General features: G+C 64.4%; 19 protein-coding genes. 10 read left to right on the top strand and 9 right to left on the bottom strand.

Annotated features, from left to right (window positions below; translation table 11 throughout):
• Nucleotides 1–218: autotransporter outer membrane beta-barrel domain-containing protein (locus G453_RS0115075; RefSeq protein WP_027191718.1), on the top strand; the 218-nt coding region annotated here is incomplete at its 5' end.
• Between the two features lie 718 nt (nucleotides 219–936).
• Here the strand turns inward: G453_RS0115075 and G453_RS0115070 are convergent.
• Entirely contained in the window at nucleotides 937–1,389 is a 453-nt protein-coding gene (locus G453_RS0115070) for a CreA family protein (protein WP_027191717.1), read from the bottom strand.
• A gap of 154 nt (nucleotides 1,390–1,543) precedes the next feature.
• On the opposite strand from G453_RS0115070, the gene G453_RS24425 reads away from it, so the two are divergent.
• Nucleotides 1,544–1,792 carry a FitA-like ribbon-helix-helix domain-containing protein gene (locus tag G453_RS24425; protein WP_043645960.1) on the top strand — a complete coding sequence of 83 codons (249 nt, stop codon included), beginning with the start codon at nucleotides 1,544–1,546 and terminating at the stop codon, nucleotides 1,790–1,792.
• A gap of 21 nt (nucleotides 1,793–1,813) precedes the next feature.
• Here G453_RS24425 and G453_RS24420 read toward each other — a convergent pair whose 3' ends face one another.
• The gene (locus G453_RS24420) at nucleotides 1,814–4,672 is read right to left on the bottom strand and encodes a bifunctional diguanylate cyclase/phosphodiesterase (protein ID WP_051272483.1); all 2,859 of its coding nucleotides are present in this window, start codon (nucleotides 4,670–4,672) and stop codon (nucleotides 1,814–1,816) included.
• A gap of 384 nt (nucleotides 4,673–5,056) precedes the next feature.
• On the opposite strand from G453_RS24420, the gene G453_RS0115055 reads away from it, so the two are divergent.
• The 6 genes from G453_RS0115055 (at nucleotide 5,057) to G453_RS0115030 (ending at nucleotide 11,537) form a co-directional block, all read left to right on the top strand.
• Nucleotides 5,057–5,479, top strand: a complete 423-nt coding sequence (locus G453_RS0115055) for a universal stress protein (RefSeq protein WP_027191716.1) — start codon at nucleotides 5,057–5,059, stop codon at nucleotides 5,477–5,479.
• Between the two features lie 36 nt (nucleotides 5,480–5,515).
• The gene (locus tag G453_RS0115050; protein ID WP_027191715.1) at nucleotides 5,516–6,631 is read left to right on the top strand and encodes a YeiH family protein; all 1,116 of its coding nucleotides are present in this window, start codon (nucleotides 5,516–5,518) and stop codon (nucleotides 6,629–6,631) included.
• Between the two features lie 12 nt (nucleotides 6,632–6,643).
• Nucleotides 6,644–7,045: a biotin/lipoyl-binding protein gene (locus G453_RS0115045; RefSeq protein ID WP_027191714.1), complete on the top strand. Its 402-nt coding sequence runs from the start codon at nucleotides 6,644–6,646 to the stop codon at nucleotides 7,043–7,045.
• Nucleotides 7,045–7,488, top strand: a complete 444-nt coding sequence (locus G453_RS24415) for a universal stress protein (protein ID WP_051272482.1) — start codon at nucleotides 7,045–7,047, stop codon at nucleotides 7,486–7,488. The genes G453_RS0115045 and G453_RS24415 overlap by 1 nt, the downstream gene beginning before the upstream one ends.
• A 220-nt stretch (nucleotides 7,489–7,708) precedes the next feature.
• Nucleotides 7,709–10,117 carry a c-type heme family protein gene (locus tag G453_RS0115035; RefSeq protein WP_027191713.1) on the top strand — a complete coding sequence of 803 codons (2,409 nt, stop codon included), beginning with the start codon at nucleotides 7,709–7,711 and terminating at the stop codon, nucleotides 10,115–10,117.
• Nucleotides 10,110–11,537, top strand: coding sequence for a sigma-54-dependent transcriptional regulator (locus G453_RS0115030; RefSeq protein WP_027191712.1), 1,428 nt, complete (start codon nucleotides 10,110–10,112; stop codon nucleotides 11,535–11,537). Before G453_RS0115035 ends, G453_RS0115030 begins: the two co-directional genes overlap by 8 nt.
• 204 nt (nucleotides 11,538–11,741) lie before the next feature.
• On the opposite strand, the gene G453_RS26525 is transcribed toward G453_RS0115030, so the two are convergent.
• Nucleotides 11,742–12,866, bottom strand: a complete 1,125-nt coding sequence (locus tag G453_RS26525) for a methyltransferase domain-containing protein (protein WP_051272481.1) — start codon at nucleotides 12,864–12,866, stop codon at nucleotides 11,742–11,744.
• Between the two features lie 748 nt (nucleotides 12,867–13,614).
• On the opposite strand from G453_RS26525, the gene G453_RS0115020 reads away from it, so the two are divergent.
• Entirely contained in the window at nucleotides 13,615–14,265 is a 651-nt protein-coding gene (locus G453_RS0115020) for a flavodoxin family protein (RefSeq protein WP_027191711.1), read from the top strand.
• A 52-nt stretch (nucleotides 14,266–14,317) separates the two neighbouring features.
• Here the strand turns inward: G453_RS0115020 and G453_RS0115015 are convergent, their stop codons facing one another.
• From G453_RS0115015 to G453_RS0114990, 6 genes are all read right to left on the bottom strand, one after another.
• Nucleotides 14,318–15,979, bottom strand: coding sequence for an aspartate:alanine exchanger family transporter (locus G453_RS0115015; protein WP_027191710.1), 1,662 nt, complete (start codon nucleotides 15,977–15,979; stop codon nucleotides 14,318–14,320).
• 4 nt (nucleotides 15,980–15,983) lie between these two features.
• On the bottom strand, nucleotides 15,984–19,052 hold the full coding sequence (locus G453_RS24405; protein ID WP_051272480.1) for a hypothetical protein: 3,069 nt from the start codon (nucleotides 19,050–19,052) through the stop codon (nucleotides 15,984–15,986).
• A gap of 97 nt (nucleotides 19,053–19,149) precedes the next feature.
• Nucleotides 19,150–20,226, bottom strand: coding sequence for a pepsin/retropepsin-like aspartic protease family protein (locus G453_RS0115005; RefSeq protein ID WP_027191709.1), 1,077 nt, complete (start codon nucleotides 20,224–20,226; stop codon nucleotides 19,150–19,152).
• A 282-nt stretch (nucleotides 20,227–20,508) separates the two neighbouring features.
• Nucleotides 20,509–21,933 (bottom strand): adenosylhomocysteinase, encoded by a 1,425-nt coding sequence (gene ahcY, locus G453_RS0115000; RefSeq protein WP_027191708.1) that lies wholly within the window; start codon nucleotides 21,931–21,933, stop codon nucleotides 20,509–20,511.
• Nucleotides 21,930–22,850 carry an ArsR/SmtB family transcription factor gene (locus G453_RS0114995; RefSeq protein WP_027191707.1) on the bottom strand — a complete coding sequence of 307 codons (921 nt, stop codon included), beginning with the start codon at nucleotides 22,848–22,850 and terminating at the stop codon, nucleotides 21,930–21,932. The genes ahcY and G453_RS0114995 overlap by 4 nt, the downstream gene beginning before the upstream one ends.
• The gene (locus tag G453_RS0114990) at nucleotides 22,847–24,034 is read right to left on the bottom strand and encodes a benzoate/H(+) symporter BenE family transporter (RefSeq protein WP_027191706.1); all 1,188 of its coding nucleotides are present in this window, start codon (nucleotides 24,032–24,034) and stop codon (nucleotides 22,847–22,849) included. The genes G453_RS0114995 and G453_RS0114990 overlap by 4 nt, the downstream gene beginning before the upstream one ends.
• 633 nt (nucleotides 24,035–24,667) lie before the next feature.
• On the opposite strand from G453_RS0114990, the gene G453_RS26520 reads away from it, so the two are divergent.
• Nucleotides 24,668–25,465, top strand: coding sequence for an alpha/beta fold hydrolase (locus tag G453_RS26520; RefSeq protein ID WP_156920954.1), 798 nt, complete (start codon nucleotides 24,668–24,670; stop codon nucleotides 25,463–25,465).
• Nucleotides 25,466–25,479 lie beyond the last annotated feature (14 nt).

Raw genomic sequence — 25,479 nt, 5'->3', positions numbered from 1 at the left:
GTAGGGACCGCAGGGTCAAGGCCGCCATCACCACGGCCTCCGCCGCGCCTTATTCCATGGACGCCGCCCCCGTGACCACCGACTGGGGCACCGCCTCCATCGGCACGATCTTCAAGATAAACGACACGGTGTCGCTGCGCGGCTCGGTATCGACCATGTTCTCCAACCCGCAGGTGGTGACCTACGGCGGTGAACTGGGCGTGAACGTCAGCTTCTAGTTGGGATTGCTCACTGGGCTCCGCCCAGACCCGCCAGGGCTCTGCCCTGGACCCGGCAGGGGAGAAGCCTCCCCTGCACCCGGCTTTCCGCTTCGCGTCGTGCGCGGAGGGGTTGAGTTGGTGCGCGGGGTCTGGTGGCTGGGGGCTGTCCCGTTCGTGTCCTGGCGGGCGGGCTGGGACCGATGTGAAGACGATTCGTCGCCCGCCCGCCAGAACCCGACCGTGACAGCTCCCAGCCACCCGACCCCGGGTCCCGATCCATAATCCCGCCCCACAGCTCCGCCCATAACGTCTGCGCTGAGTCCCGGCGCCGAGTTCCGACTACAGTCCCTATCCATAGCCCGACGTCGGGTCCTGACGCTGAGTTCCGACCCACAGTTCCACCCGATAGCGTCGCCCCTGCGTTCATGACTTGAGCCCCGGTATGGACTCCCGGCTCTAAGCTCCGACCTTGAAAATCGATCTTTGCAATGCTCCTGCGGCCCGGTTTCGAGATCTGGTTCCGAGTACCGATCATGAGCCTTTTGTATCGTCGAAAACGGTGATTCCAAGAATACAAAAGCCCTGAAGCGCGGCTTTGCGCGCTTCAGGGCTTTTCTTGCGAGCTCTCTGGACAGGAACGGTGCTGCCCGCGAAGCTAATGCAGGGTCCAGGGGGATCATCCCCCTGGCGGGAGAGTCCAGAGAGGGCGGAGCCCTCTCTGGCCGCCGGAGGCCCTCTACTTGATCACCACGGTGGACAGCGAGTTCTTGGGCGAGCCGGAGATGATCTTGCGGCTTATGGCCACATAAACCAGCGTCTTTCGTTTGGGGTCGTAGATCCTGGTGATCTCGGTGTCCTTGAACACGAGCGACGTCCCTTCGGAGAAGACCTTCTTGGTCTTGGGCAGCGAGGCGGGCAGGGTGGTGGGGCAGGTCTGCACGCATTCCAGGGAGAACTCCGACGGGTCCTCGGCCAGCCCGACGCTGCCTTTGATGCCGCCGGTCTTGGCCTGGCTCAGGTAGCAGGTGACGCAGGAGATGTCCGGGTCGTCGAAGGCATAGACGCAGACCTTGTGGTTCGCGCCGAGCAGTTTCCATTCGGTGGTCAGGCAGTCGACTTCCTCGGCGCGGGCCGTGGCGGCGGCGAGTGCCATGCAGACGAGCAGGGCGGTGAGAATGCGGACGGGCATAGGGTCCTCCGTGAGACGGGATATGATTTGCGCACAGTAACGCAAAGCGGGGTGCGGGTCGAGAGTTGAGCGGCGAAACGCGGCGGCGGGATTGACTGGGAGCGAATCCAATATACAGATAGTGAGTAACCCGAATGATCACGGGAGGAAATCCATGGCCAGGATTACGGTCGCGAATCTTGAGGATGATGTGGTGCAGGTGCTCAAGCACCGGGCCGAACTCCACGGACGTTCGCTTTCGGCGGAAATCAGGGCAGTGCTCGGCAGGGAGACCGCCCCGGACAGGGAACAAGCCCTGGAGCGGCTGGCCCAGAAGCGCAAGCAGCTGGCTTCGAAGGCCTTCCCGGAGCATGGAGCAGAAGTGAGTGTTGGAGTCGAAGAGCCGGAGGAACTTGCGTACTGACGACGGGGCTTCAGGGCCGGGCTAGAACCCCGCCTCGGACATCTCGATAAGCCGCCCCGCAGCGGATGCGTCCACGGGCCTGGAGAACCAGTACCCTTGCGCGCTGCCGCAGCCGAGCGCCTCCAGGCTTTCCAGCTGCTCGCTGGTTTCCACGCCTTCGGCCACCACGTCCAGTTCCAGGTTTCGGGCCAGGGCTATGATGGTGCGCACTATCTCCTGGTTTTCGCGCGGGTCCCCCTCGCCGCTGATGAAGGAGCGGTCGATCTTCAGGCCGTCGATTGGGAAGCGTTGCAGGTAGGACAACGACGAATATCCCGTGCCGAAATCGTCCACCAGCAGTTTGACCCCCAGCGATTTAAGCTTGCCGAGCTTGTCGGACGAGCTCTTGGCGTCACGCATGATGACGCTCTCGGTGATTTCCAGTTTGAAATTTCGGGGCGGAATGCGGTGTTCTTCGAGTCCGCGCCTGATGAACTCCACGAGATCCGGCTGGCGGAATTGCTTGCTGGAGATGTTCACGGTCAGGAAAAGGCCGTGCGCTTCGGGGTGCTCGGCGCGCCACAGGCTGAGCTGGCGCATGGACTCCGCCAGCGCCCACTCGCCCAGCGGCACGATGAGGCCGGTCTCTTCAGCCAGGGGGATGAAGCGCGAGGGCGGGATCATGCCCAGGGTGGGGTGCTTCCAGCGGGCCAGGGCCTCGAAGCCTTGCAGGCTGCCGTTGCGGATGCTGACCACGGGCTGGTAGTGCAGGGTGAGGTCGCCGTTTTTCAGGCCCTGGCGCAGCTCGTTTTCCATGCGCAGGTTTTCCACGGCCAGGGCGTGCATCTTGCTGGTGAAGGCCAGGCGGTCCTTGCCGGACTCCTTGGAGCGGTACATGGCGATGTCGGAGTCGCGCAGGATGGCTTCGGCGGTCTCGTAGCCCTGGGTCTTGAGCACGATGCCGATGCTGGCCCCGCAGTAGACCTCGTTGCCTGAAATCTGGAAAGGGCGGTCCAATACCTCGCGGATGCGGTCCGCCACCTGGATGACCTCCCGCGAGGAGGCGACCTCCTCCAGCAGCACCGCGAACTCGTCTCCGCCCAGGCGGCACACGGTGTCCACCGAGCGCAGGCAGGTCTCGAGCCGCCGTGCGATGCCCTTGAGCAGCACATCTCCCGCCAGATGCCCCAGGCTGTCGTTTATGCGCTTGAAGCGGTCCAGATCCAGGAGCAGCACGGCGAAGTGGTAGCCGGTGCGGCGCTTGCCGCGCTCCATGGCCCGGCTCAGGCGCTCCATGAACAGGTTGCGGTTGGGCAGCCCCGTGAGGGCGTCGTGGAAAGCCTGGTGGGTCAGCTGCTCCTCGAAGCTTTTGCGTTCGGTTATGTCCTCGTAAATATAGTAGATTCCCTCGATGCGCCCGCCGATCATGATGGGATAGCCAAGCACGGACACCGGGATGAGCATGCCGTTTCTGGCCTTGCGCACGGTCTCCTTGCTGATGGGCTTGCCTGAGGAGATGACCTTGTTGAAGCTGGCGGCTTCGGCGGCAAGCTTCTCCGGCACGATGAGATGGCGGTTGTACTCGCCCACCACGTCCTGTTTGGCGTATCCGAAAAGCTTGGTGAAGGTGGGGTTCACGTCCAGGACGCGGCCCTCGGGGCTCAGCAGGACCATGGCCTGGGGGGAGCTCTCGAAGAGCATCTTCAGGTGGGCGCGTTCCCGCTGAAGCTGCGCCTCGGTGCGTTTGCGCGCGGTCACGTCGCGCACCACGGCGGTGAGGAAGGTCTCCCCGTGCGCGTCGAAGCGGTTCAGGGCCACCTCCGACGAGAAGTTCAGGCCGTCTTTTCGCTGATGCAGCCATTCGAAGTTCTGGGGTTCTCCGGCCAGGGCCTTGTCCAGCAGCTGCCGGGCCTTTTCCAGCGAGGGCGTGCCGTCTGGCTGTTCGGGCGGCGAGATGTTCGCGAGGGTCAGTTTCGGCATCTCGTCCGGGCCATAGCCGAAGAGCTCCAGGGCCTTGCGGTTGGTGCTGACGATGAAGTCGTCCTGGAGCGTGAGGATGCCGTCCGAGGCGGACTTCACCAGCGAGCGGTAGCGCTCCCGGCTGGCGGTGAGGGCCTCTTCGGCCTGCTTGCGGGCGGTGATGTCCGTGACCGTTCCTTCGAAAAAAGCCACGCCGCCGTCGTCGCGGCAGACCACCCTGGCGTTCTCGCTGATCCAGATGACCGAGCCGTCCTTGCGGTACACCTGCGATTCGAAATCCTTGATTTCCCCTGCCCGGATGATGGCTTCGATGAATTCGTCGCGCCTGCCGGGCTGCGTGTAGAGCTGCGTATCGATGTTGCGCAGCCCGTCCATGAGGTCGCGGGGGCTGTCGTAGCCGTAGATGCGGGCCAGGGCGGGGTTCACCTCGATATAGCCCCCCTCGGGCGTGGACTGGAAGATGCCCTCGGCGGCGTGCTCGAAGATGGCTTGGTATTTATTCTCGGCGCGCAGGAGGTTCTTCTCGGTGTCGCGCAGCTCCTGGATGTCGGTGTAGACCGCAAAGAGGGTCTGCTCGTCATGGCGTTGCGAGGCCGGAAACAGGCTGACGACCACCTGGATGAGGCTGCCGTCCCTGCGTCTGCGGGTGGTCTCGATGCGTCCCACGCCGCCCTGGCGCACGGTTTCGGCCAGCAGGTCGATCTCCTGCTCGCGTCCGGGAGGGATGATGAGCCCGCGCAGGCTTTTTCCTGCGATCTCCCGGTTGGAATAGCCGAACAGGTTCTCGAAGGCTTTGTTGGCCGAAATGATGGTGTCGTGGATGTCGACCAGACAGACCGCCTCCGGAATCTTGGTGAAGAGATTCCAGAAGTAGCCGGACTGGTCGCCGGTGGGCTGGTTCGAGCGGGCGGTGTGTTCCATGGTGCCTTGTCGCTGTGCCTGGTGCGACGCGCGTGTAACCTGAAAAGTTCGTGAAGAAAAGTATTAACGTTTTTGTAAAATGTGGCAAGCGTGCAGCAAGGTGCTAACGCCTGTTGGCATCAGTGGCGCGCCTGTTAGCACCTCGTCACAGTGTTTGGTTGGAAATGTCATGTAATTTTAGCATGTTGACATGTTACGATTCGTTGGCATCGGGATTGCTTTGTGGAGAGGACTGCCCGGCCTCGAAGAGGCGCGCCCGCGCGCCAGGCCGGTCGAGCGAGAGATGAGCAGAGGACCCGATCCGGATATCGCGGAGCGCGCATGCCCGCCGCCGGATTGCCGATTGCCGGAAACGCCCGCGCCAACACGAGAGGAGGTCGTAGTATGAACGTGCTTGTGGCTCACGACGGTTCTGTTCAGGCATCCAAGGCTTTGGATGTGGCCATTCAGATATCCGGCAAATTCGGTGGAAGGCTGGACATCGTCACCGTGGTGCCGGACCTGTGTCTGGCCTCGGAGGAGCTGTCCAGCGAAGAGTGTGAAATGGTCGCCAGCAGTCTGGCCACCGAGGCCAAAGGCCAGATGAAGAAGGTCGCCGAGTCGCTGGGGGCCAAGGGCCTTGCGGCACAGATCGTCATCAAGAACGGCCGCCCCGCCGAGGGCATCGTGGAGGCCGCCAGGGAGCTGAAGTCGGAGCTTATCGTGGTGGGAAGCCACGGCAAGCACGGCGCGGCGAAGTTATTCCTGGGGTCGGTGTCTTCACGAGTGGCCGAGATGGCGGACGTGAACACTCTGATCGTGAAGTAGACGTTGGAATGCAAGAAACCAAAGGAGTGGATAGCAATGGAAAATAGAGGTGCAGGCGGCAACCTTCTGGCCATCGTGCCGGGCCTGGCCCTGATGGTGGCCACGTTCCTGTTCGCCAACTGGGCCGAGGAAGCGCTCAAGCCGATCGACTTTCTGGGCTACAAGCAGTTTTTCTCGCGGGTTCTCAACCTGAACTACATCATCATCTCCATCGTCATGGGCGTTCTGTACAGAAACGTCCTGTTCAGGGGAACGATTCCCGCGTTTCTGGCTGACGGTTTCCGCACCACTCGCCTGTTCATCAAGACCGGCGTCATCATGCTGGGCTCCATCTACACCCTGGGCGGCCTAGCCAAGCTGGGCTTCCAGGCGGCGTTCCTGATTTCCCTGTTCGTGTTCGGCTCGGTGGCCCTGGTCATGTGGCTGGGCAAGCGCCTGGGCATGGACCGCTCGCTGATCGGCGTGATGTGCGCGGCCTGCGGCGTGTGCGGCGTGTCCGCGGCCGTTGCCACCAGCCCCGGCGTCAAGGCCAAGCCCGCCGAAGTGGCCCTGGCCATCGCCACCATCCTGGGTTTTGGCGTGCTGACCATGTTCCTCTCCCCCTACCTGGGCAACATCTTCCACTTCTCCGACTACCAGTACGGCGTGTGGGTCGGCACGGGCATCCTGAACTCCGGCCAGGTGCTTGCCGCCTGTCTGGCCTTCAACCCGCTGGTCGCCCCCGGCACCGCCGTTGCCTACGGCGAACTGTGGAACGTGATGCGCGTCATCATCATTCCCTTCGTGGTCTTCGTGATCACCGTCTGGTACTGGAGCGGCAACAAGGACGACGTCGAGGCCCAGAACGTGAGCCTCTGGCAGATCCTGAAGTCCAAGTTCCCCATCTTCGTGCTGGGCTTCGTGGGCATGACCGTGCTGTCCTCCCTGGGCCTTCTGGGCCAGGAAGGCTCCGAGACGTCGCACCTGCTGCGCACCCTGATGCAGTGGATCTTCGGTATCGGCATGGTCGGCCTTGGCGCCTACATCGACTTCGGCGAGATCAAGGCCGCTGGCGGCAAGCCGCTGATCGTCGGCCTCACCGCCGGAACGATCAAGTACGTGCTGGCGCTCATCATGGTCCTGACCATCATCCCCAAGTCCGCCCCGTTCTAGGAGGAGGAACGCATGTCCGCTGCTGCAGCTAAGAATACCAAGCTCACTGTTTTCAAGACCGACCGTCACGAGGATGTCGGAGCCATCTGCTTCGCCGTCCTGGTCGCCGCCTGCGTGATGGTCTACATGGCCTTCTTCCTGGACAAGGTGACCATCAAGGCCCCCGCCGACGGCAAGCTCGTCGAGATGAAGGTGGCCATTGGCGACAACATCAAGGAAGGCCAGCCCCTGTATTCCTATGAAACCGTGAAGAAGAAGTACGTCGAGGGCAAGCTGGAAGAGACCAAGGCCGTCGAGACCTTCAAGTCCAAGACCCCCGGCAAGGTGATGGAACTCAAGAAGAAGCCCGGCGACGCCTTCAAGAAGGGCAACGGCCTTCTGGTGGTGGAGCACGTGGCGGGGACGCTCCCCTAATGGGCATCCTTCTGGCCCTGGACGAATCCACCCAGGCCATGGACGAGGCCGTGCGGATTTCCCGCGAACGCGGCGAGAAACTCACGGCCCTGTTCGTGCTCGACGGCAACTGGAGCGACTACACCGGCCACGACTGGCTCTCCGGGTCCACCGTGCGCGGCAGCTACATCGAGTACGCCGGGCAGGAGGACATCAAGGACTCCGAGCGCCTTGCGGCGGAGCTTCGCTCCAGGGCCGAAGGCATCGACCTGGAAGTGAAGATCGTCCAGGGCGTTGTGCGCGACGAGATCCTCAAGGAAGCCCAGGCCGGAGGCTACGAGCTGATGGTGATGGCCCACCCCTTCTGGCGCGGCACGGCCACCGTTCGCGACACCGCCAAGGACCTCCTGGGCAAGCTGCCGTGTTCGCTCTTCCTGGTGAACACGCCCGTTCACGAAATATAAGCCAGGCCCCCGGACAGACGAACGTCTGTCCGGGGGCTTTCAGGCTGAATCGGGCCGGATATGGGATGTTTTGCCGGGTTTGGCGGGACGCCCCGACCTGCCGGGCTGCCCCGGAAACGCCCGTGCGATTGACACCTGCGCCGCGCGCCCCTATCTCTTCCCGGTTCGCCGGACTCGTTCAACTTCCGCGTCACGCGGCCTTCGCCGGGGATAGGCATTCATGAAGATCGCCGGACTTCGCACCAAGCTCTACCTGCGCCTTTTGGGCGTCATCCTGGGCATCGGCCTGGTGTTCGGGCTTTCGCTCAACCACTACCTGCGCGTGCTCATGGAGACCGAGGTGGCGGACAAGGCAAGCCTCGTGCTCTCCAACGTGCTGGCCATGCAGACCTACGTGCGCGAGACGCTGCGCCCCACCATGTACGACTCCCTGCCACCGGAGTCCTTCGTGATCGAGGCCATGTCCACCTCCTACATCACCCGCAAGGTGATGTCCGACTTCAACGCCGCCAAAGACAAGTTCACCTACCGCCGCGTGGCCCTGGACCCGCGCAACCCCGAATACGGGGCCAACGAGATGGAGCGGGCGCTCATCGCCCATTTCCAGGCCAACCCCTACGAGACGCAGGTGGAGCGCTACTTCACCGTGAACGGCGAGGAATACTTCCTCATGGCCCGGCCCGTGGTCTTCGACGAGTCCTGCCTGTCCTGCCACGGCAAGCCCGCCGACGCCCCCAAGGTGCTCCTGTCGCGCTACGGCGACACGCGCGGCTTCGGGCGTTTCGACGGCGAGATCGGCGGCCTGGACGGCATCATCATGCCCGTGCAGAACGAGGCCGTGGCCATCAGCCGGGCCATCGTGAACTTCGTGTTGTTCTTCGCCTGCGGCACGGTGCTCATCATGCTGATGAACCACATCTTCTTCGACCGCATGACCGTGGTGAACATCGGCAGGCTCTCAGCCCTCATGCGCGAGCGCTTCCCCGCCGAGGCCGGGCGCACCCTGGACAAGTCCCCCCGGCGCGACGAGGGCGAGATCGAGGGCATGATCGAGGATCTGGAGCGCTTCGCCGACCACCTGCGCGACGCCAAGGAGCAACTGCGCGACTACGCCTCCAACCTGGAGGACAAGGTGTCCGAGCGCACCGCCGACGCCCGGCGCGAGGCCGAGGCCCGGCGCGCCGACGTGCGCCTGTTCCTGTACGTGCTGGAGCTCTTCGTGAAGGGCACCGACCGGGCGAGCCTCCTGGACATGGCCCTGGGCGCTGCGGCCCAGCGTTTCGGGGCGCGCTCCGCCAGCTTCTGTTGCTTCTATTCCATGAACAGCCAGGTCTGGCCCAGCTGCACACAATGCCCGCCCTTCACTCCGGCCCAGATGACCGCCCTGCTGGAAGGCGAGGCCGTGTATGAGGCCGACGAGGCCATCGTCCCGGTGCAGGCGGCCAACACCGTGCGCGGGGCGCTGTCCCTGCGCTGGGAGGGCGACGCGGGACTGTCGCCCCACGAGCGCGAGGTGTTCCAGGCCGTGGCGCGACAGCTGGGCATCGCGCTTGAGAACCTGGAGGCCATGGAGAACCTCCTGCGCCAGAAGACCGTGCTGGAGTCCATCTTCGAGGGCATTGCGGACCCGCTGTTTCTGCTGTCGGCCTCGGGCGAGGTGCTGCACGCCAACGAGAGCGCGGCACAGCTTCTGGCCGGTTTGCCGGAGGGCGCGTCCTCCCTGGATTTTGCCGCCCTGTGCGCCGAGGCCGGGCGCATGCCCGGCGCCACCATCCAGCGCGAGGCCCTGCTGCCCGGCGGACTCTCTCTGACGCTTCGCGCCTACCCCATGAACGACCTGGGCGGCCCTGGCCGGACCATCGTCTACGCCCGCGACAACACCTCCGAAAAGACCATGCTGGCCCGCCTGCAACAGAGCGAGAAATCCATGGCCGTGGGCATGCTGGCCGCAGGCATGGCCCACGAGATCAACAACCCCCTGGGCGTGATCCTGTGCTACGCGCGCCTGCTCTGGGACGACGGCAAGAGTCCCCACGCGCAGGACCTGGACATAATAATCCGCTACACCCTCCAGGCCCAGAAGGTGCTCGAGGACCTGATGCGCTTCGCGCGCCCCAAGCCGGAATCCCTGGGCGCGGTGAGCCTGGCCGAGTCCGTGGAGTTCATCGCGCGGGTGTTCAGGGGCAAGGCCGCCAAGAGCGGCGTGGATATCCGCTCGGACATCCCGGCGGATTTGCCCCTGGTGCGCTCCAACACCTCGGCGCTGGAACAGATCCTCACCAACCTGCTGCTGAACGCCCTGGACGCCCTGGACGAAAAGGGCGGTGAGCACGGCGAGATTCTCCTTGCAGCGATCCATGATCCGCAGGCAGGGGAAGTGGTGCTCACCGTGCGCGACAACGGGCCGGGAATCCCGACGGAGAACCTGAGCCGCCTGTTCGACCCGTTCTTCACCACCAAGAGCGTGGGCAAGGGCACGGGCCTGGGCCTGGCCGTGGTCTACGGCCTGGTGCGCGACCTGGGCGGCAGCATAGAGGCTGCGAACGACGGCGGGGCGGTGTTCACCGTGCGGCTTCAGGCCGCGCAGGAAGATACCCCTGAAGACGTGCTGGAGGATGGCGATGAATGATCATTTGACGAGCGACGCCATCCTGGTGGTGGACGACGAGAGCCATTTCGCCAAGGGCGTGGCCCGGCTGATCCAGAAGGGGTTCCCCAACCACCCGGTCATCGTGCGCTCCAGCGCCGCCGAAGCTTTGGAAGCCCTGCAGGAGCGCCCCTGCGCCCTGATGCTCACCGACGTGCGCATGCCCGGACAGGACGGCTTTTCGCTCCTGGAGCAGGCCCTGACCCTGGAGCCTGCGCTCACCGTGGTGATGCTCACCGGGTTCGGCAGCGTGGAGAGCGCGGTGAAGGCCCTGAAAAGCGGCGCGTTCGATTTCCTCACCAAGCCTGTGGACCAGGACGTGCTCTACCGGGCGGTGTCGCGCGCCCTGGACCGTGCGGCCCTGGCCCGCGAGAACCGGCGGCTGCGCGCGGTGATCGACCAGGGCGGGCCGGGACAGGCGCTCATCGGCGAGAGCCCGGCCATGCGCCAGCTCCTGGGCGAGATCGAGGCCGTGGCCGCCAACGACTACTCCGTGCTGATCCTGGGCGAATCCGGTTCCGGCAAGGAGCTGGTCGCCCGGACGATTCATAGGCTGAGCAGGCGCGGCCAGCGCACCATGGTCAGCCTGAACTGCACCGCCGTGCCGGAGCAGATTCTGGAGAGCGAGCTGTTCGGCCACGTGAAGGGGGCCTTCACAGGGGCGGTCAAGGCCCGCCAGGGGCTCTTTCTGGCGGCGGACGGGTCGAGCCTTTTGCTGGACGAGATCGGCGACATGCCCGTGCACATCCAGCCCAAGCTCCTGCGCGCGCTTCAGGAGCGCGAGGTGCGCCCCGTGGGCGGCAGCGAGTCCATCCCCGTGGACGTGCGCATCCTGGCCTCCACCAACCAGAACCTGGACGCGCGCATGACCTCGGGCGAGTTCCGCGAGGACCTGTACTACCGTCTCAACGTGCTCACCGTGCGGGTGCCGTCGCTTCGTGAGCGCGCGAGGGACGTCCCGCTTCTGGCCATGCATTTCCTGGAGCGCACCTGCCGCGAGCTGGACACAGGCGCCAAGGAATTCACCCCGGACGCCATGGACGCCCTGGCCGCGCGGCCCTGGCCGGGCAACGTGCGCGAGCTCCTGAACTTCGTGCGGCGCGCCGCCGTGTTCTCCTCCGGACCTTACATCACCGAGGCCCAGGTGCGTCTGCTGGACGCCCAGGTGAAGGCTCCGGGCTCGGCTTCCATGGGTTTCGAGCCGTATCTCGAAGCCAAGGAGCGCGTGATCGACGACTTCACGCGCACCTACATCCTGCACCTGATGGAGCGCCTGAAGGGCAACGTGACCCAGGCCGCGCGCCTGTCGGGGCTGGAGCGGGTGTCCCTGCAGAAAATCCTGAAGCGCATGGGCATAGACGCCGCCAAGTTCCGCCCGGCAGGCGAGAGCTGGGAAGAGTAGCTGCAAGCTCCCCATTGTGAGTGCCGGTCGGGAGGTGAGACATCGGGCGAGTTGATGGCGAGGTGCTCCAGGGCCTTCTCTATGGCCGCAAAGCGCAACCCGGCGAGACGATCACAGTGGCCTCAATGGAGTCCCGGCAAGGCGGCGGTGTCAGGTGGCGATCGTCACTGAACAAGCAGGCGCGCGTACGCCTCGCATCCGAACCTATTCATCCTTGCTCACAAAATACCTGGCCCAACCGTTGTCGCCAGGCTTCTGCTCTCTGGTTTCGACTTCAAGCAGCCTGCCGCCGCTGCTGGTGATCAACTGTGTCACTTCGGCAGTGGAAACGGCATGCATCTCCATCTTGGGGCGGTATGCATCATCGACTGCACCTTCCTCCGTAATCTTCTTTTGCGGCTGGGCATCGTGCTTGACCTCGACCTCGACAGCATATACCTGGCCGCCCCTGTCCGAGAATGTCCTTCCGTTGAAATCCATCAGGTCGAAGATTGCGATATAATGCCCTGCATCGCCCGGGATGTGTAATTCATAATCCATGCGGAAGTCTTCGCCAGGCCGGACAGTATCGGGAATTGTCTGATGGTGGTGGACAAGCAGCCACTCTTTCGTCACGACGTTATGCCAGTGGTTCGTCACGCGGAGCGGGGTTTTGGGCGTATTTGCGCTTTCGTCCATAATCCACGCGTGCGAACCGGTGTTCTTGATGACCAGCGGGATGGAAACAACGTTTCCTGCGTGGGCTATGAAACTCTCTCCTGAGATTTCTATGGCAGCGCTCAAGCCATCATCCGGGTATGTGAACGTGGCAAGACACGACGGCAGGTGGAATGACAGCAGTCCGTTTGGTTTTAAAATTCTGATCATCTCCGCTATGTATTTCAGCGATGCTTCCGGATGCATGTGTTGCAACACATACTCCGTGTATATCATGTCGATGGAGTTCGGTTTGAAGCGAGAAAGATCATCGGAGTCATTTACGAGATACGTAACCCTGGAGCCATGTTTATTGCACTGTTTCGCCCGCGCGACCATGGATGGAGCGATGTCGACTCCTACGCACTTGTCGAAGTAGTGCGCAAACGCTTGCGTCAACCTGCCTATGCCGCAGCCGAAGTCCAGGAAGACCGCTCTTGTTGACGGCACACCGAGGCGGTCACTCCAACGCATCACCTCTTGGGCCACGTTCTCCCCCGTGCGGAAGAATTCTGACTCGTCCCATCTGTTGTTTGCCTTCTGAGGATCAACCAGTATGGCCCACATGGGGTCTTCTTTCCCATATGTATCCCAACTCCGCTGGATGTCTTTCAGGTATGCTTTGATGGACATGACATGGCTCCGTAGTAGAGTGGCGTATGGCTGCGTGATCTGGTTGCACACAACAGCAGCAACATGATTTGAGGTCGTCCCGTCGACACGGCACTGTGGCGTTCTGAGATTACGTTTAAGCAATTTACATGCCTAATCCAAGAGAACCATATGTTGTGTTTGCGGAAAACATATTCATGTTTTTCGCAAACGCGACACTACTCCCACTTGCGCAACCTCTCCCTGGCGACCCAGTCGTCAGTCCGGGGTAAACGCATTTTCTCGTCAAAACAATTGGTTTGGTTTGTATTGATGCCTGGAGCGGCGTCCTGCCTGCCAAATAGGACGTCGAACCTGACATAGGCTGCCCGAAATGTGCTGAGCAGGTCAGGGCCGGTCCGCAAGGAACTGGAGGCGGTGCTGGTGTTGCGTCCTCAAAATCCGTCCATACGGATTTTCAAGACAAACAGCCAAAACCATGTATTTTAATTTTGAAAAACATATTCATGTTGTTCAAAATCGCGACACGAGCCGTGGCCAGCGGAGTGCAGGTGTGACCGTGCTCTTGGAGGAAATCCCCTGTGGAAGGCCTGCGGAAGTCTGGTTCAGGGGCGCTGCCTTACGCCAGGGACTGGCGTGCGAGTTTCTTGTCTTTTATGCTATACAATGTGTAAGTATATGCCATTTCAGACCGTACTTGCCGTATTCGTCGGTTTGCTCCAAAGCTGCGCATGAAGAAATCGCCACGCGCATTCGCAAGGAGTCACCCATGAAAGCCATAGCCATAAATGGCAGCCCCAGAAAGAAGTGGAACACCGCGACACTGCTGGAGCACGCCCTGGAAGGGGCCAAGGGAGCCGGTGCGGACACCGAGCTCGTGCATCTATACGATGTGGCCTACAGCGGCTGCATCAGCTGTTTCGCCTGCAAGAAGATCGGCGGCAAGAGCTACGGGCGCTGCGCCGTGAAGGACGGGATCACTGATTTGCTGGAGAGGATCGCCCAGGCCGACGTGCTGATTTTGGGGTCGCCGGTCTATTTCCACTGCGAGACCGGCGAGATGCGTTCCTTCCTGGAGCGCCTGCTCTTCCCCTACCTGACCTATACGCCCGGCTACGCGCCGATCTTTCCGGGGTGTCTCCAGACCGGGCTCGTCTACACCATGAACGTGGGCGAGCAGGACGCGTCCCCCATCCTCTCCGTCACCAAGGGTGTGATGACCCGCGTGTTCGGCAACTGCGAGATGCTCCTGTCCACGGACACCTTCCAGTTCGAGGACTACTCCAAGTACCTGTCCACCGCTTGGGACGCGAAGGCCAAGGCCAAGCGCCGCGCAGAGGTCTTCCCGCAGGACTGTTCCCGCGCCCGGGACATGGGGGCGATACTGGTGGCCCAGGCGGCTGCCGGGCAGGGACGTTAAACAGGGATTTTTAAGAGAAGGCTGTCCTGCCGGGGCGATCAGCCTCGGCAGGCTAGAATCTCACCAGCAGCGCGCCCAGAAGCGCCAGCAGCACGTTGGCGAAGGCGTAGGTCCCGGCGTAGCCCAGCGCCGGAAGCGAGCTTCTGGCCGCGAGCGTGACCACCTTGAGGCCGGGCGTTGAGGTCATGGCTCCGGTCATGGCGCCGAACAGCAGGGCCGGGTTCATGCGCAAGACGATGCGCCCGAAGGCCAGCCCGCCGAACAGGCTCACGGCGCTGATGGTGAAGCCGCACAGCACCAGCTGCGGCCCCATGCCCACCAGGGCCGCCAGCACGCCTTCACCGGCCTTCAGGCCCACGCAGGCCATGAAGAACAGAAGCCCAAGCTCCGAGAGGATCCAGCGCGCGGCAGGGGGAACCCTGCCGAACGTGGGCGACACCGAGCGCGAGAACCCCAGCACCAGACCGGCCACCAGAAGGCCTCCGGCCTGTCCCAGGCCCACGGTGAGGTCCCCCACCTTGAATTTCAGCGCTCCGAGCGCCAGCCCAAGCATGATGCCCGTGACGAAGACGATGAGGTCCGTCTCGATGATGGCCCGCTCCACGTAGCCCAGCGCCTTGACCACGGCCTCCAGCCGGTGCTTGAGGCCCGCCACGGTGAGCACGTCGCCCTTCTCCAGGATGATCTCCGGGCGCGGCGCGATGGGGATGTGCGAACGCACCAGCCGCACCGCCGTGCAGCCCTGGCGCGCGAGCACGGTCATCTCGCCCAGGGGACGCCCGGCGGCGTCCTGGCTGGCCACGATGATGTCCACGGTGTCGATGGAGTCCGACAGCAGGTCCAGGTCGATCACCTCGCGGCCCACCCGCTCGGCCACCAGGGGCACGCGGTCCACGGGCACGGTCACGGAGACAACGTCGCCCTCGGCCAGGGGCGTGCCCGGCTCCGGCTGAAACACGGAGCCCTCGCGCTTGACTGCCTGGATCACGCAGTTCCCGCCCAGGCACAGGTCCGTGCGGTCGAATGATTTTCCTATGATCTCCGGACTTTGCACCACAAACGCGCGCAGCTGCGGCGGCGGGCCCATGGGCTCGTGGTGGTCGACGGACTCGTCGCGGTAGCGGTGCTCCTTGGAGAGGGCCTGGGCCTCTGCGGCCAGGTTCACCCGCAGGAGGACCGGGGCGAAGCGGATAAGCGCCAGGATGCTGAAGAGCCCCACGATGTAGGACACGGCGTAGGCCGAGCCCATCTGCACCAGGGCCGGGGCGGCGTCGGGGTTGGCCTGCCGGAGGGCCTCCTGGGCGGCCACCAGCGTTGGCGAGCTGGTGAGTGTTCCGGCCATGAGCCCGGCTGCCGTGGAGGCGGGAAAGCCCAGCCAGCGGCCCATGACCAGGGCCGTGGCCGCAGCGAGCAGACCCACGGCCAGGGTCAGGGCCAGATAGCGGGAGCCGTCGGCCAGCAGGATGTTGAAGAAGCGCGGCCCGGCGGTGAGGCCGATGGAGTAGATGAACAGGGTGAAGCCGATCTCCTGGATCATGGGCGGGGCCTGGAACCCGAAGTGGCCGAACAGCATCCCGGCCACCATGACGCCCACCGGCGCGGACAGGTGGAAGTGCCACAGGGAGAGCTTGCTCAGGGCGTAGCCGCAGGCCAGCACTGCGAAAAAGAGGAGCAGGGGCTGCGAGGAGAACAGCGCTGCGAGGTCGATTACCATGATGTCAGCTCCCGGCTCGCGGGCCGGTTCGGGTGGCGGCGGTCTGGGTCCTGGCGGCTTCGCGTTGCAGGGCGTCCAGGTAGCCGTCGGCGTAGTCGAGATAAAAGGCCAGGCCCTTGGAGAAGTTCTTGCCCAATAGGCCGTCCAGGAAGAGCTGGCTTATCTCGCGCTTTCGCAGCAGCACATACTGCGACAGCAGGAAGATCTGGCGCGTCTGGGCGTCCAGTTCCATGAGGATGCGTGTCAGCGCGCTTCTGCCGCGCGGCTGGTACATCCAGAAATACAGGAAGTCCAGGGAGTTGACGATCACGGCGTTGGCCAGGTCGCTTCGCCTGTGCATCAGGGTGTTCACGAACTTCTTGGGGTCGGAGAGCATGCCCAGCACGTCCTCGGAGGGGAACAGGAGTTCCAGCTTCTCCTGCACGGTGAGCATCTGGGTGATCTTCTCGCGATAGTCGCGCAGGCGCTGTCGCATGTTGTTCTCGCGGTCGGCCAGGCCTTCGATCACCCCTGCCACGCAGTCCGAGGCCAGCTTGGAGAAGATGGCCGCCCACTGCTGCAACACGGGAGCTGCCGCCGCAGGGTCGCCAGGGGAGAGCATCCAGCCCACTGCGGAGCTCATGCCCATGGCCAGCGGGATGGAGAATGCGCTGCGCAGCAGGTTCCACAGGGCCGCCTGCCTGGGCAGGCCGCGTATCAGGTTGTGGGTCATGATGTAGACGCCGTTTATCATGGCCATGATGCTGTAGAGCAGGGCCGGATCGTTGGCCACGGTGATGCCCAGGGTGCGGTCCATGAGCAGGGTCTTCACCAGGTAGTCCATGAGGGGGACGGAGAAGCCCGTGTAGAAGAGCGACTCGCACAACCGGCTCCAGCTGACGTAGTTGTTCCACTTGAGAAGCGGCGTGCGGGAAAAGCCGCCCCCCCCAAGCACCGACTGGATGATGTTGCGAAACCCGGTGATGGCGAACCAGATGAAGGCGCCGAACCAGCTGAGCACCCACCAGTCCTTGGTGAGGGCGAAGGTCAAAAAGGCCGGGATGAAGCCGGCGGCCACCAGCAGCGTATTGCGCACGAGGTTGTTCATGTACTGGAGGAGAGGGATCTGCCCGGCGTGGGCAGCGGCCTTTTTCTCCAGCACGAAATTGTTGCCGCAGCCCTTCTTCACGCCGCCCATGATGAGGATGTTGCTCTTCGCGCCTGCCACGGGGTGGAACTCGCAGACCCGGAAGTTGCGCCGGGCCTTGTAGCCCACGAAGCGCAGCGCGGGGTAGCGCCTGGCGAAGGCATACAGGGCGTTCATGCCCGGATGGGTGCTCTCGCGGGGCTCAAAGAGCAGCTGGGGCTCGATGCGCATGCCCACCACCATGGCCCCGTGCTGGTCCTCGGACAGTCCCAGCCGGTCGTTCTGCACCTTGCGGGGCAGGGTCTCGCGGGCCACCATGCCCATGCCGTGGCCCCGGCAGGATTGCCCGGTGGAGTCGGACCCCAGAGAGGTGCGCAGCGGCCTGTCACGGTAGTGGGCGTGCAGGGCGGGCACGGCCTGGAGGATGCGCGCCATGCGTTCGCGGCGCTCCGGGGCGTCCGGAGAGGCGTCCTCGTCCAGCTGCGCCATGCGCCCGAGCACCCAGCGCTTCAGGGGGATGACGCTTTTCGCGTTCACCACTTCCTGGAGTTCGGCGATGCGGGCGCATTCCTGGGCGTTGCCCATGGCCGCGTTTTTCAGGTTCACCACTTCCAGATGGGTTATCCTGCCCGCGCAGTCGCAGAGGATCTCCAGCACGTCGCTGGCGCAGAGCCCGAAGAGGTTCAGGATGAAGCGGCTGCCCACCCGGAGCGTGGCCACGGCGTTGATGAGCGCGGCGGGCGGCTGGGAGGGACAGTACAGGGCGAACGCGCCGTCCGGGTCCTCCGGGTTCATCTCCGGCGAGACGATCTGGTCCAGGTAGTCGTCCACGATGGACTCGGCGTCCAGGTTGTTCATCTCCTCGGCCAGGCCCTCGATGTGGGCCTTGTCCTCGGGGGTGTCGACAGTGAGGTACTCGGCCTGGAGCTCGGCGAAGCGGGCGTTCAGGTGCGGCAGCAGCATGGAGTGGAGATACTTGCCCAGGTGCACCAGGGACGCCTGTCCAGCACCCACGGACTCATGGAAGCCCTCCACGCTGGGCGCGGGCATGCTCAGGCCGAAATAGGCGTTGAAGTCCGGCAGGATGGTGCCGTTGAATTCGCCCAGCACGTGCAGGATCTGCTCCTCCTGGAGCCGGGCCAGGCTGCGCCCCTGCTGCATGAAGTCGGCCATGGCCGGTTCGCGCAGGAAATTCAGGAAGTCGGACGGGCCGGTGAAGCCGCGCGGCACCCAGATTATCTTTACCGGCTTGTCGTGGAAACGGGTGGTGAATTCGATGCCCACGCGCACGGTGATGCCCATGATGTCCGCCGCCTGGAGCAGCTCTTCGGCCACGCTTGGCAGCACGAAGTTGTAGTAGATCACCGTCAGGTGGCGGATGCCCTTGATCCAGGCGTCCATGATGAGGTGCGTGGCGGACTTGCGGCCCTTGGTGTTGGCGTCGTGGACGTGGTTGTCGAAGCAGATCTGCACCCAGTCTTCGGGCATCATGAGCAGGTGGTAGCGCTTGAGCAGGCGGGCCACGATGCGCGGCTTGCTGGTGGCGGCCATGCGGAAGTCGTGGGCCAGCTCCAGGCGGCGGCGTTCGTCGCCTTCGGTGCGCACCAGCTCCTTCATGATCTGCATGAGCACGCGGGCGGTGTTGCGCCTAAGGTGGGTGACGGCGGCGTTCATGACCTCGCCCTGGAGCGCGCGCAGCGCCACGAGGCGGTCGTGCGCCTTGCCGATCTCCAGCGACCCCAGGAGGTTGGCTGCGGCATAGGCGATGCGCAGGCCCTGGGTGGCGGCCAGTTCCTTCACGCCGCGCGGGTGCAGGTAGGGGGTCAGCAGGTGCTTGAAGCCGGAGAGGTCCTCGCGGCCAAGGACATCGGTAACGATGCGAAGGAGATCGTAGTCCTTGCGGTCGAAGAGGAGGCGGTTACGCAGCCTGTCCGGGATGAAGCCCATTATTGATGTCCGTCCGCCATTCGTAAAAGTGTCCGTATAACGCCCCGATATACAAACCATTCTCCCTGATCGGCGAGAGTGTCAAGTTGCGGGGCGTTTATCGCGCGGGCCGCAGTCCGATGGCGCTGCCTTTTATGTCGTAGAGCACGTCGAAGAGGGTGAAGAAACCGGCGCCCAGGATGCTGTGGGCCTTGTTCCCCTGGGAGAGCCTGAAGGCGTCTCCCCAGGGGGTGGCGGTGTTGGTCAGGGACAGGGGGGGCATGCCCTCGAGGGCCACGGTGACGCGTTTGCCCGCAGGAAGCTGGTCCCCGATGCGTGCCGGAGCCGCTCCCTTGGCGTTGGAAGGCTGGGTGAGGATGCTGACTGAGCTTCCCGAATCCAGCAGGAACCTGCCGCAAAGGGGCTTATCGTCCGTGTCGTCCAGGGTGACGCAGCCGGGCAGGGCGTTGACGGCGAAAAAGGCGTCGCGCCAGGACAACGTGAGTTTGGTTCGCGGCACGGGAAACAGCGTGAAGCCCGCCCGGTTGGCCGGGGTGAGCCCCAGGGTGAGGAATGCTCGCCCGCCGGGGCCGCGCCCCTGGATGATGAACCCTCCCGAGTGCGCCGGGGGCAGGTACTCCAGAGGGTTGTCCAGGGAGGTCACATCGCCCAGGCCCACGCCCATGATGCCCCCCGGCCCCCTGTCTCCGAACAGGCGCGCCGGGCAGTCCGGGCGGTCCTTGGCGCAGGTGGCCTTGTTCACCGCCAGGATGAACACCGGCTCCGGCGTGGTGACGTTGCCGATGGTGACTTTGGTCCTGACGATCTCGCCCTGGAAGGTGGTGCCGTCCAGGAACACCTGCGTCATGCGCCGCCCGGTGCGCTTGACCGGCGCGTTGCCCAGGCGCGAAGCCATGACCATGAGCCCCTTGGAGCCCGTGTCCAGAAGCAGCGGGACGGGGTCCTTGCCGCCGAAGCTCACCGGGACCCAGTAGCCGATGCGTTTGCCGTCGGGCATGCGGTCCAGCAGGGGGACCGCGACCGGTTCGGCGGCCAGCGCGGGCGCGGGGAATGCGGACAGGACGCCGCAGAGCAGGAGGGCCAGCGCCAGGAACGCAGCCAGGGCGCGAGCTGAGCCGCAGGCGAGGCGTGCATCGGCGTCAGGCGATGCGGAAAAGGCGGTACGTCCGGGCATCGGGTCCTGCGGGGCGTGAGGCTGGAAGCGCCCGCGTGGTGATAGATTGTGCGTGGTGCGTCAGGCTTGCACTATGTCCGGCAGGGGCGGCCCCGTCAATCGCACACGCAAAAGGCCCGACCGTTTCCGGCCGGGCCATGGCGATCAAATCAAATCAAGCGAGGCATGCGGGCTAGTAGCGGTAATTCTCGAAATGCGTTCATAACATTGTATGAACCTAAACCAAGAGAACCACTTATTTTGTTTTTGAAAAACATGTTCATGTTTTTCAATACCGCGATGCTAGTAGCGGTAGTGCTCGGGCTTGTAGGGGCCCTTGGGGTCGATGCCCATGTACTTGGCCTGCTCGGGGGTCAGGGTCTCGAGCTTCACTTCCAGGCGCTCCAGGTGCAGGCGGGCGACTTCCTCGTCCAGGAGCTTGGGCAGCGTGTACACGCCGATCTCGTACTTCTTCAGCGCCAGGTCGATCTGGGCCAGGGCCTGGTTGGTGAAGCTGTTGGACATGACGAAGCTGGGGTGGCCGGTGGCGCAGCCCAGGTTCACCAGACGGCCTTCGGCCAGCACCAGCACGCTGCGGCCCGACTTCAGGGTCCACTTGTCCACCAGGGGCTTGATCTCTTCCTTGGTGCAGCCGTTGTTGCCCTCAAGGTAGTGCATGGCGATTTCGGAGTCGAAGTGGCCGATGTTGCAGATGATGGCCCCTTCGCGCATCTTTTCCATGTGCGCGCCGGTGATGACGTCCGCGCAACCGGTGGCGGTGACGAAGATGTCGCCCTGGGTGCAGGCCTCGGCCATGGTGGTGACTTCGTAGCCTTCCATGGCGGCCTGGAGGGCACAGATGGGGTCGATCTCGGTGACGATCACGCGCGCGCCGTAGCCGCGCATGGAGCTGGCGCAGCCCTTGCCCACGTCGCCGTAACCGGCCACGACCACGACCTTGCCGGCCATCATCACGTCGGTGGCGCGCTTGATGCCGTCGGCCAGGGACTCGCGGCAGCCGTACAGGTTGTCGAACTTGGACTTGGTGACCGAGTCGTTGACGTTGATGGCCGGGAACAGCAGCTCGCCGTCCTTCATCATCTGGTACAGGCGGTGGACGCCGGTGGTGGTCTCCTCGGAGACGCCCTTGATCTTGGCGGCCCAGCCGGTGAAGCGGGTCTTGTCGGCGGCCACGGAGGCGGCGAGGCGCTCCAGGATGATGGCGAATTCCTTGTTGTCGGTGGCCTTGTCCAGGATGCTGGGGTCCTTCTCGGCCTTGACGCCGTGGTGGATGAACAGGGTGGCGTCGCCGCCGTCGTCCACGATCAGGTCGGGGCCGGAGCCGTCAGGCCAGGTCAGGGCCATCTCCGTGCACCACCAGTAGTCTTCCAGGGTCTCGCCCTTCCAGGCGAACACGGCGGCGGTTCCGGCCTTGGCGATGGCGGCGGCGGCGTGGTCCTGGGTAGAGTAGATGTTGCAGCTGGCCCAGCGCAGGTCCGCGCCCAGTTCGTACAGGGTCTCGATGAGCATGGCGGTCTGGATGGTCATGTGCAGGCTGCCGGCCACCTTCAGGCCCTTCAGGGGCTTTGACGGGCCGTACTTGGCGCGAACGGCCATGAGGCCGGGCATCTCGTTTTCGGAGATGATCATCTCCTTGCGGCCCCATTCGGCCTGGGACATGTCGGCGACTTTGTAGGGAAGGCTCAGATCAAGGGGCTTGATGGTCATGCGGTTTCCTCCGGGTTGGGCCTGCGGGCTACGTACAGCCCAAGTTTCAGGCCCAGTTTTACTGGTTTCGTGTCGATGGTGTGTACGGTGAATCCGGCCTGGGTGAGCCAGCCGGACAGTTCCTCGGGATCAAAGCCCAGCCAGCGGTCGCCGAAGCGCTCGCGCATCAGCTCGCTTGCGTGCTTGAGGTAGTCCACCACCACAAGCGTGCCGCCGGGGGCCACCACGCGCCGGGCTTCACGCAGCGCGGCGGCGGGGTCGGAAAGATGGTGCAGGGTAAGGCTCAATACCGCCGCCTGCACTTCGGCGTCGGCCAGGGGCAGGTGCTCGAGCTCCCCGACGCGAAGGCTCGCCCCGGCCAGGGCCACCTTGCGCCGGGCCAGCTCCAGCATGGCCGGAGAGGCGTCCACGCCGATCAGCCGCCCGGCCTTGGGGGCCACGGCGGCCAGAAGCTCGCCCGGCCCGCAGCCCAGGTCCGCCACGGCTTCGCTGTCGGGCAGCAATTCCAGAATCAGGGCGTCCAGGTCCACGTCGCCCAGCACCTCGCGGCGCATGGCGTGCCAGTCGGGAGCTATGGCGTTGAAGAAGCGCCGGGTCTCGCTGTTGCGGGCTTCCAGGGCCTCGCGGGCGCGCACGAGGTCTTCCGGGGGGCCGCAGTCGGCGATGTGCGGGGCCACGGCGTCCAGGAAGGCGGATTTCTCCGCACCATAAAACACCCACAGGCCGTCGCGTCTAGCGGAAAGAAGCCCGGACTCCACCAGGATGCGCAGATGGCGCGAGATGCGCGACTGGCCCATGTCCAGAACACCAACGATCTCGCCCACGTTCAGCTCGTAGCGCACCAGGATGCGCATGAGCCGAAGCCGCGTTTCATCCGCCAGGGCCTTGAAGGCCGCCAGGGGGACGCAGGGGCTCACGCGCGCCTCGAAGAAAGAATCCTGTCCGCCGCCAGCCCGCCCAGAAGCCCCCAGAAGGCCGAGCCGATGCCGAAGAAGCTCACGCCGGATACTGTAATGAGCAGCGTGACTAGCGCGGCCTCGCGGCGGTCGGCGTCCTCCATGGCCTGGGTCAGGCCCGAGGAGATCGCCCCGAACAGGGCAAGCCCCGACACCACGGAGATAAGCGCGCCCGGAAGCGCCGTGAACACGCCCACCAGGGCCGCGCCGAACACGCCCACCGCCAGGTAGCACGCGCCGCAGGCCACGCCCGCCACGTAGCGCTTGTCCGGGTCGGGGTGGGACTCCTGCCCGGTGCAGATGGCGGCGGTGATGGCCGCAAGGTTCACGCCGTGGCAGCCGAACGGAGCCAGCACCAGCGAGCACAGGCCGGTCAGCGTCACCATGGGGGTGGCCGGGGTGTCGTAGCCGCTGGCGCGCATCACGCCCAGGCCCGTGGCGTTCTGGCCGGTCATGGTCACCAGGAAGAGCGGCAGGCCAAGGCCGATCACCGCTCCTAAGCTGAACGAGGGCATGGTGAACACCGGCACGGCCAACGAGGCATCCACCGTGCTGAAATCAAGCCCGCCCGTGAGCCCGGCAGCCGCGAACCCCGCGCCCAGGGTGCACACCACGGAGTAGCGGGGAGTCAGGCGTTTGGCCGCCAGATACGTGGCGATCATCACGCCCGCCAGCAGCGGCGCGTTCTTCAGCCAGGCGAACACGTCCACCCCGAACTTGAACAGGATGCCCGCCAGCATGGCAGAGACGACGGGCTTGGGGATGCGGTCCATCATGGCCTGGAACAGGCCGCTGGCTCCGGTGACGGTGATGAGCGCGGCGGACACCACGAAGGCCCCGATGGCCTCGGGGTACGGATAGGCCGCCCAGCCAGCCGCCAGGAGCGCCACGCCCGGCGTGGACCAGGCCGTGATGACCGGCGCGCGGTAGCGAAGCGACAGGTAGATGCCCGTGAGCCCGCTGCCGATGGAGATGGCCCAGATCCAGCTGGAAAGCTCCTGGGGCGACAGCCCGGCCACCTTGGCGGCCTGGAAGATGATGGCCGCAGGGCCGCCGAAGGACACGGCCACCGCCACCAGTCCGGCGGTCAGGGCGGAGAGGGAAAAATCGCGCGGGAGCGAACGTGGTGCGGCTACGGCTTCCATGTATGTGTGCATCCTCATATCAAGATATGTTGATATGAGGAAATACTGAATCAGGAAAGTGAGGTCAAGCGGGAAATCATGCATTTGGAGATGATGCTGGGCTCCGCCCAGACCCGGCGGGCTCCGCCCTGCACCCGCTGGGGGAGAGGCCTCCCCCAGACCCGGCTTTCCGCTTCGCGTCGTGGGCGGTTGGTTGGGCTGAGATTGGGGCTGTGGGCTGGATGCTGTCCCGTTCGTGTCCTGGCGGGCGGGCTAGAACCGATTTGAAGACGATTCGTCGCCCGCCCGCCAGAACCCGACCGTGACAGCACCAAGCCCACAGCCATCGTCGAAGACGGCAATTTCAAGAATAAATAAGCCATGAAGCGCGGCTTTGCGCGCTTCAAGGCTCTCTTGCGAAATATCTGAACAGTAACGATGCTGCCCGCGAAGCTAATTGCAGGGTCCAGGGGGATCATCCCCCTGGCGGGTCCGGGCGGAGCCCGGCTCTTATCCTCTGGCCGCCTCTCCCCATGTAACATGACGAATTTGTAGCATGTTTCATTTTTGTGGTGCTGTTTGTGTTTGTGTCGACTGCTAATGTGCCGATATGATTCAAGTTAGCCTGTGGCAGGCTCTTTGCTCTGCATCGGCATGGCCACATTCGTACTCATCCACGGGGCCTTCACGGGAGGCTGGATCTGGCGGCGCACAGCCAGGGCGCTGACAAAGCTCGGCCACGAGGCGTTCCGCCCCACGCTGACCGGCTGCGGCGAGCGCTCGCACATGTTGCGCCCGGAGATATCGCTCTCCTGGCACGTGGAGGACGTGGCGCAGCTTCTTTTCCACGAGGACCTGGAACGGGCCATCCTGGTTGGGCACGGGTACGGCTCCATGATCGCCTCGGCGGTGGCGCACCGGCACGGCGGCAAAGTCGGCGGCGTGGTGCACCTGGACGGCGTGCTGCCGGAGCGCGGCGCATCGTTCCTGGATGTGGCCGGGCGGACAGGCATGAGGGGCGCGGGCAGGCAAAGCGGTTCGGACTGGCTGGTGCCCGCCCCGCCCGCCGAGAGCTTCGGGCTCACCTGCCGGGAGCTGGCGCGCTGGTTGTCGGTGCGGCTTCAGCCGTTTCCCCGGAGCTGCCTGACAGCGCCGTATCCCTACGGCAGGCGGGACAGGCAGCTGCCAGGCGTCTATCTGCGCACTGTGGGCACGGTATCGAACGCGGAGGAATCGGCGCTGAAGGCCCAGGCCGCCAAGGCGACGCTCATGAAGATGCGCGTGGCCGAATTGCAGACCGGGCCGCTGCCCATGGTCAGCAATCCGGGCCGCATGGCCAAGGTGCTCCAGGCGGCGGCGATGGAGATGGGACTTGGCTCGGACGGAGGAGGCTCAGGCGTCACGCCCAGGAAAAACGACCGCAGCTGCGCGCGACAGCAGGGCGACGCGTAACCACACGAGGAGTA

Source organism: Fundidesulfovibrio putealis DSM 16056 (assembly GCF_000429325.1).
GTDB lineage: Bacteria > Desulfobacterota > Desulfovibrionia > Desulfovibrionales > Desulfovibrionaceae > Fundidesulfovibrio > Fundidesulfovibrio putealis.
Note: the sequence above shows the minus strand (reverse complement) of the source record. Positions and strands in the feature narration are given on the sequence as shown.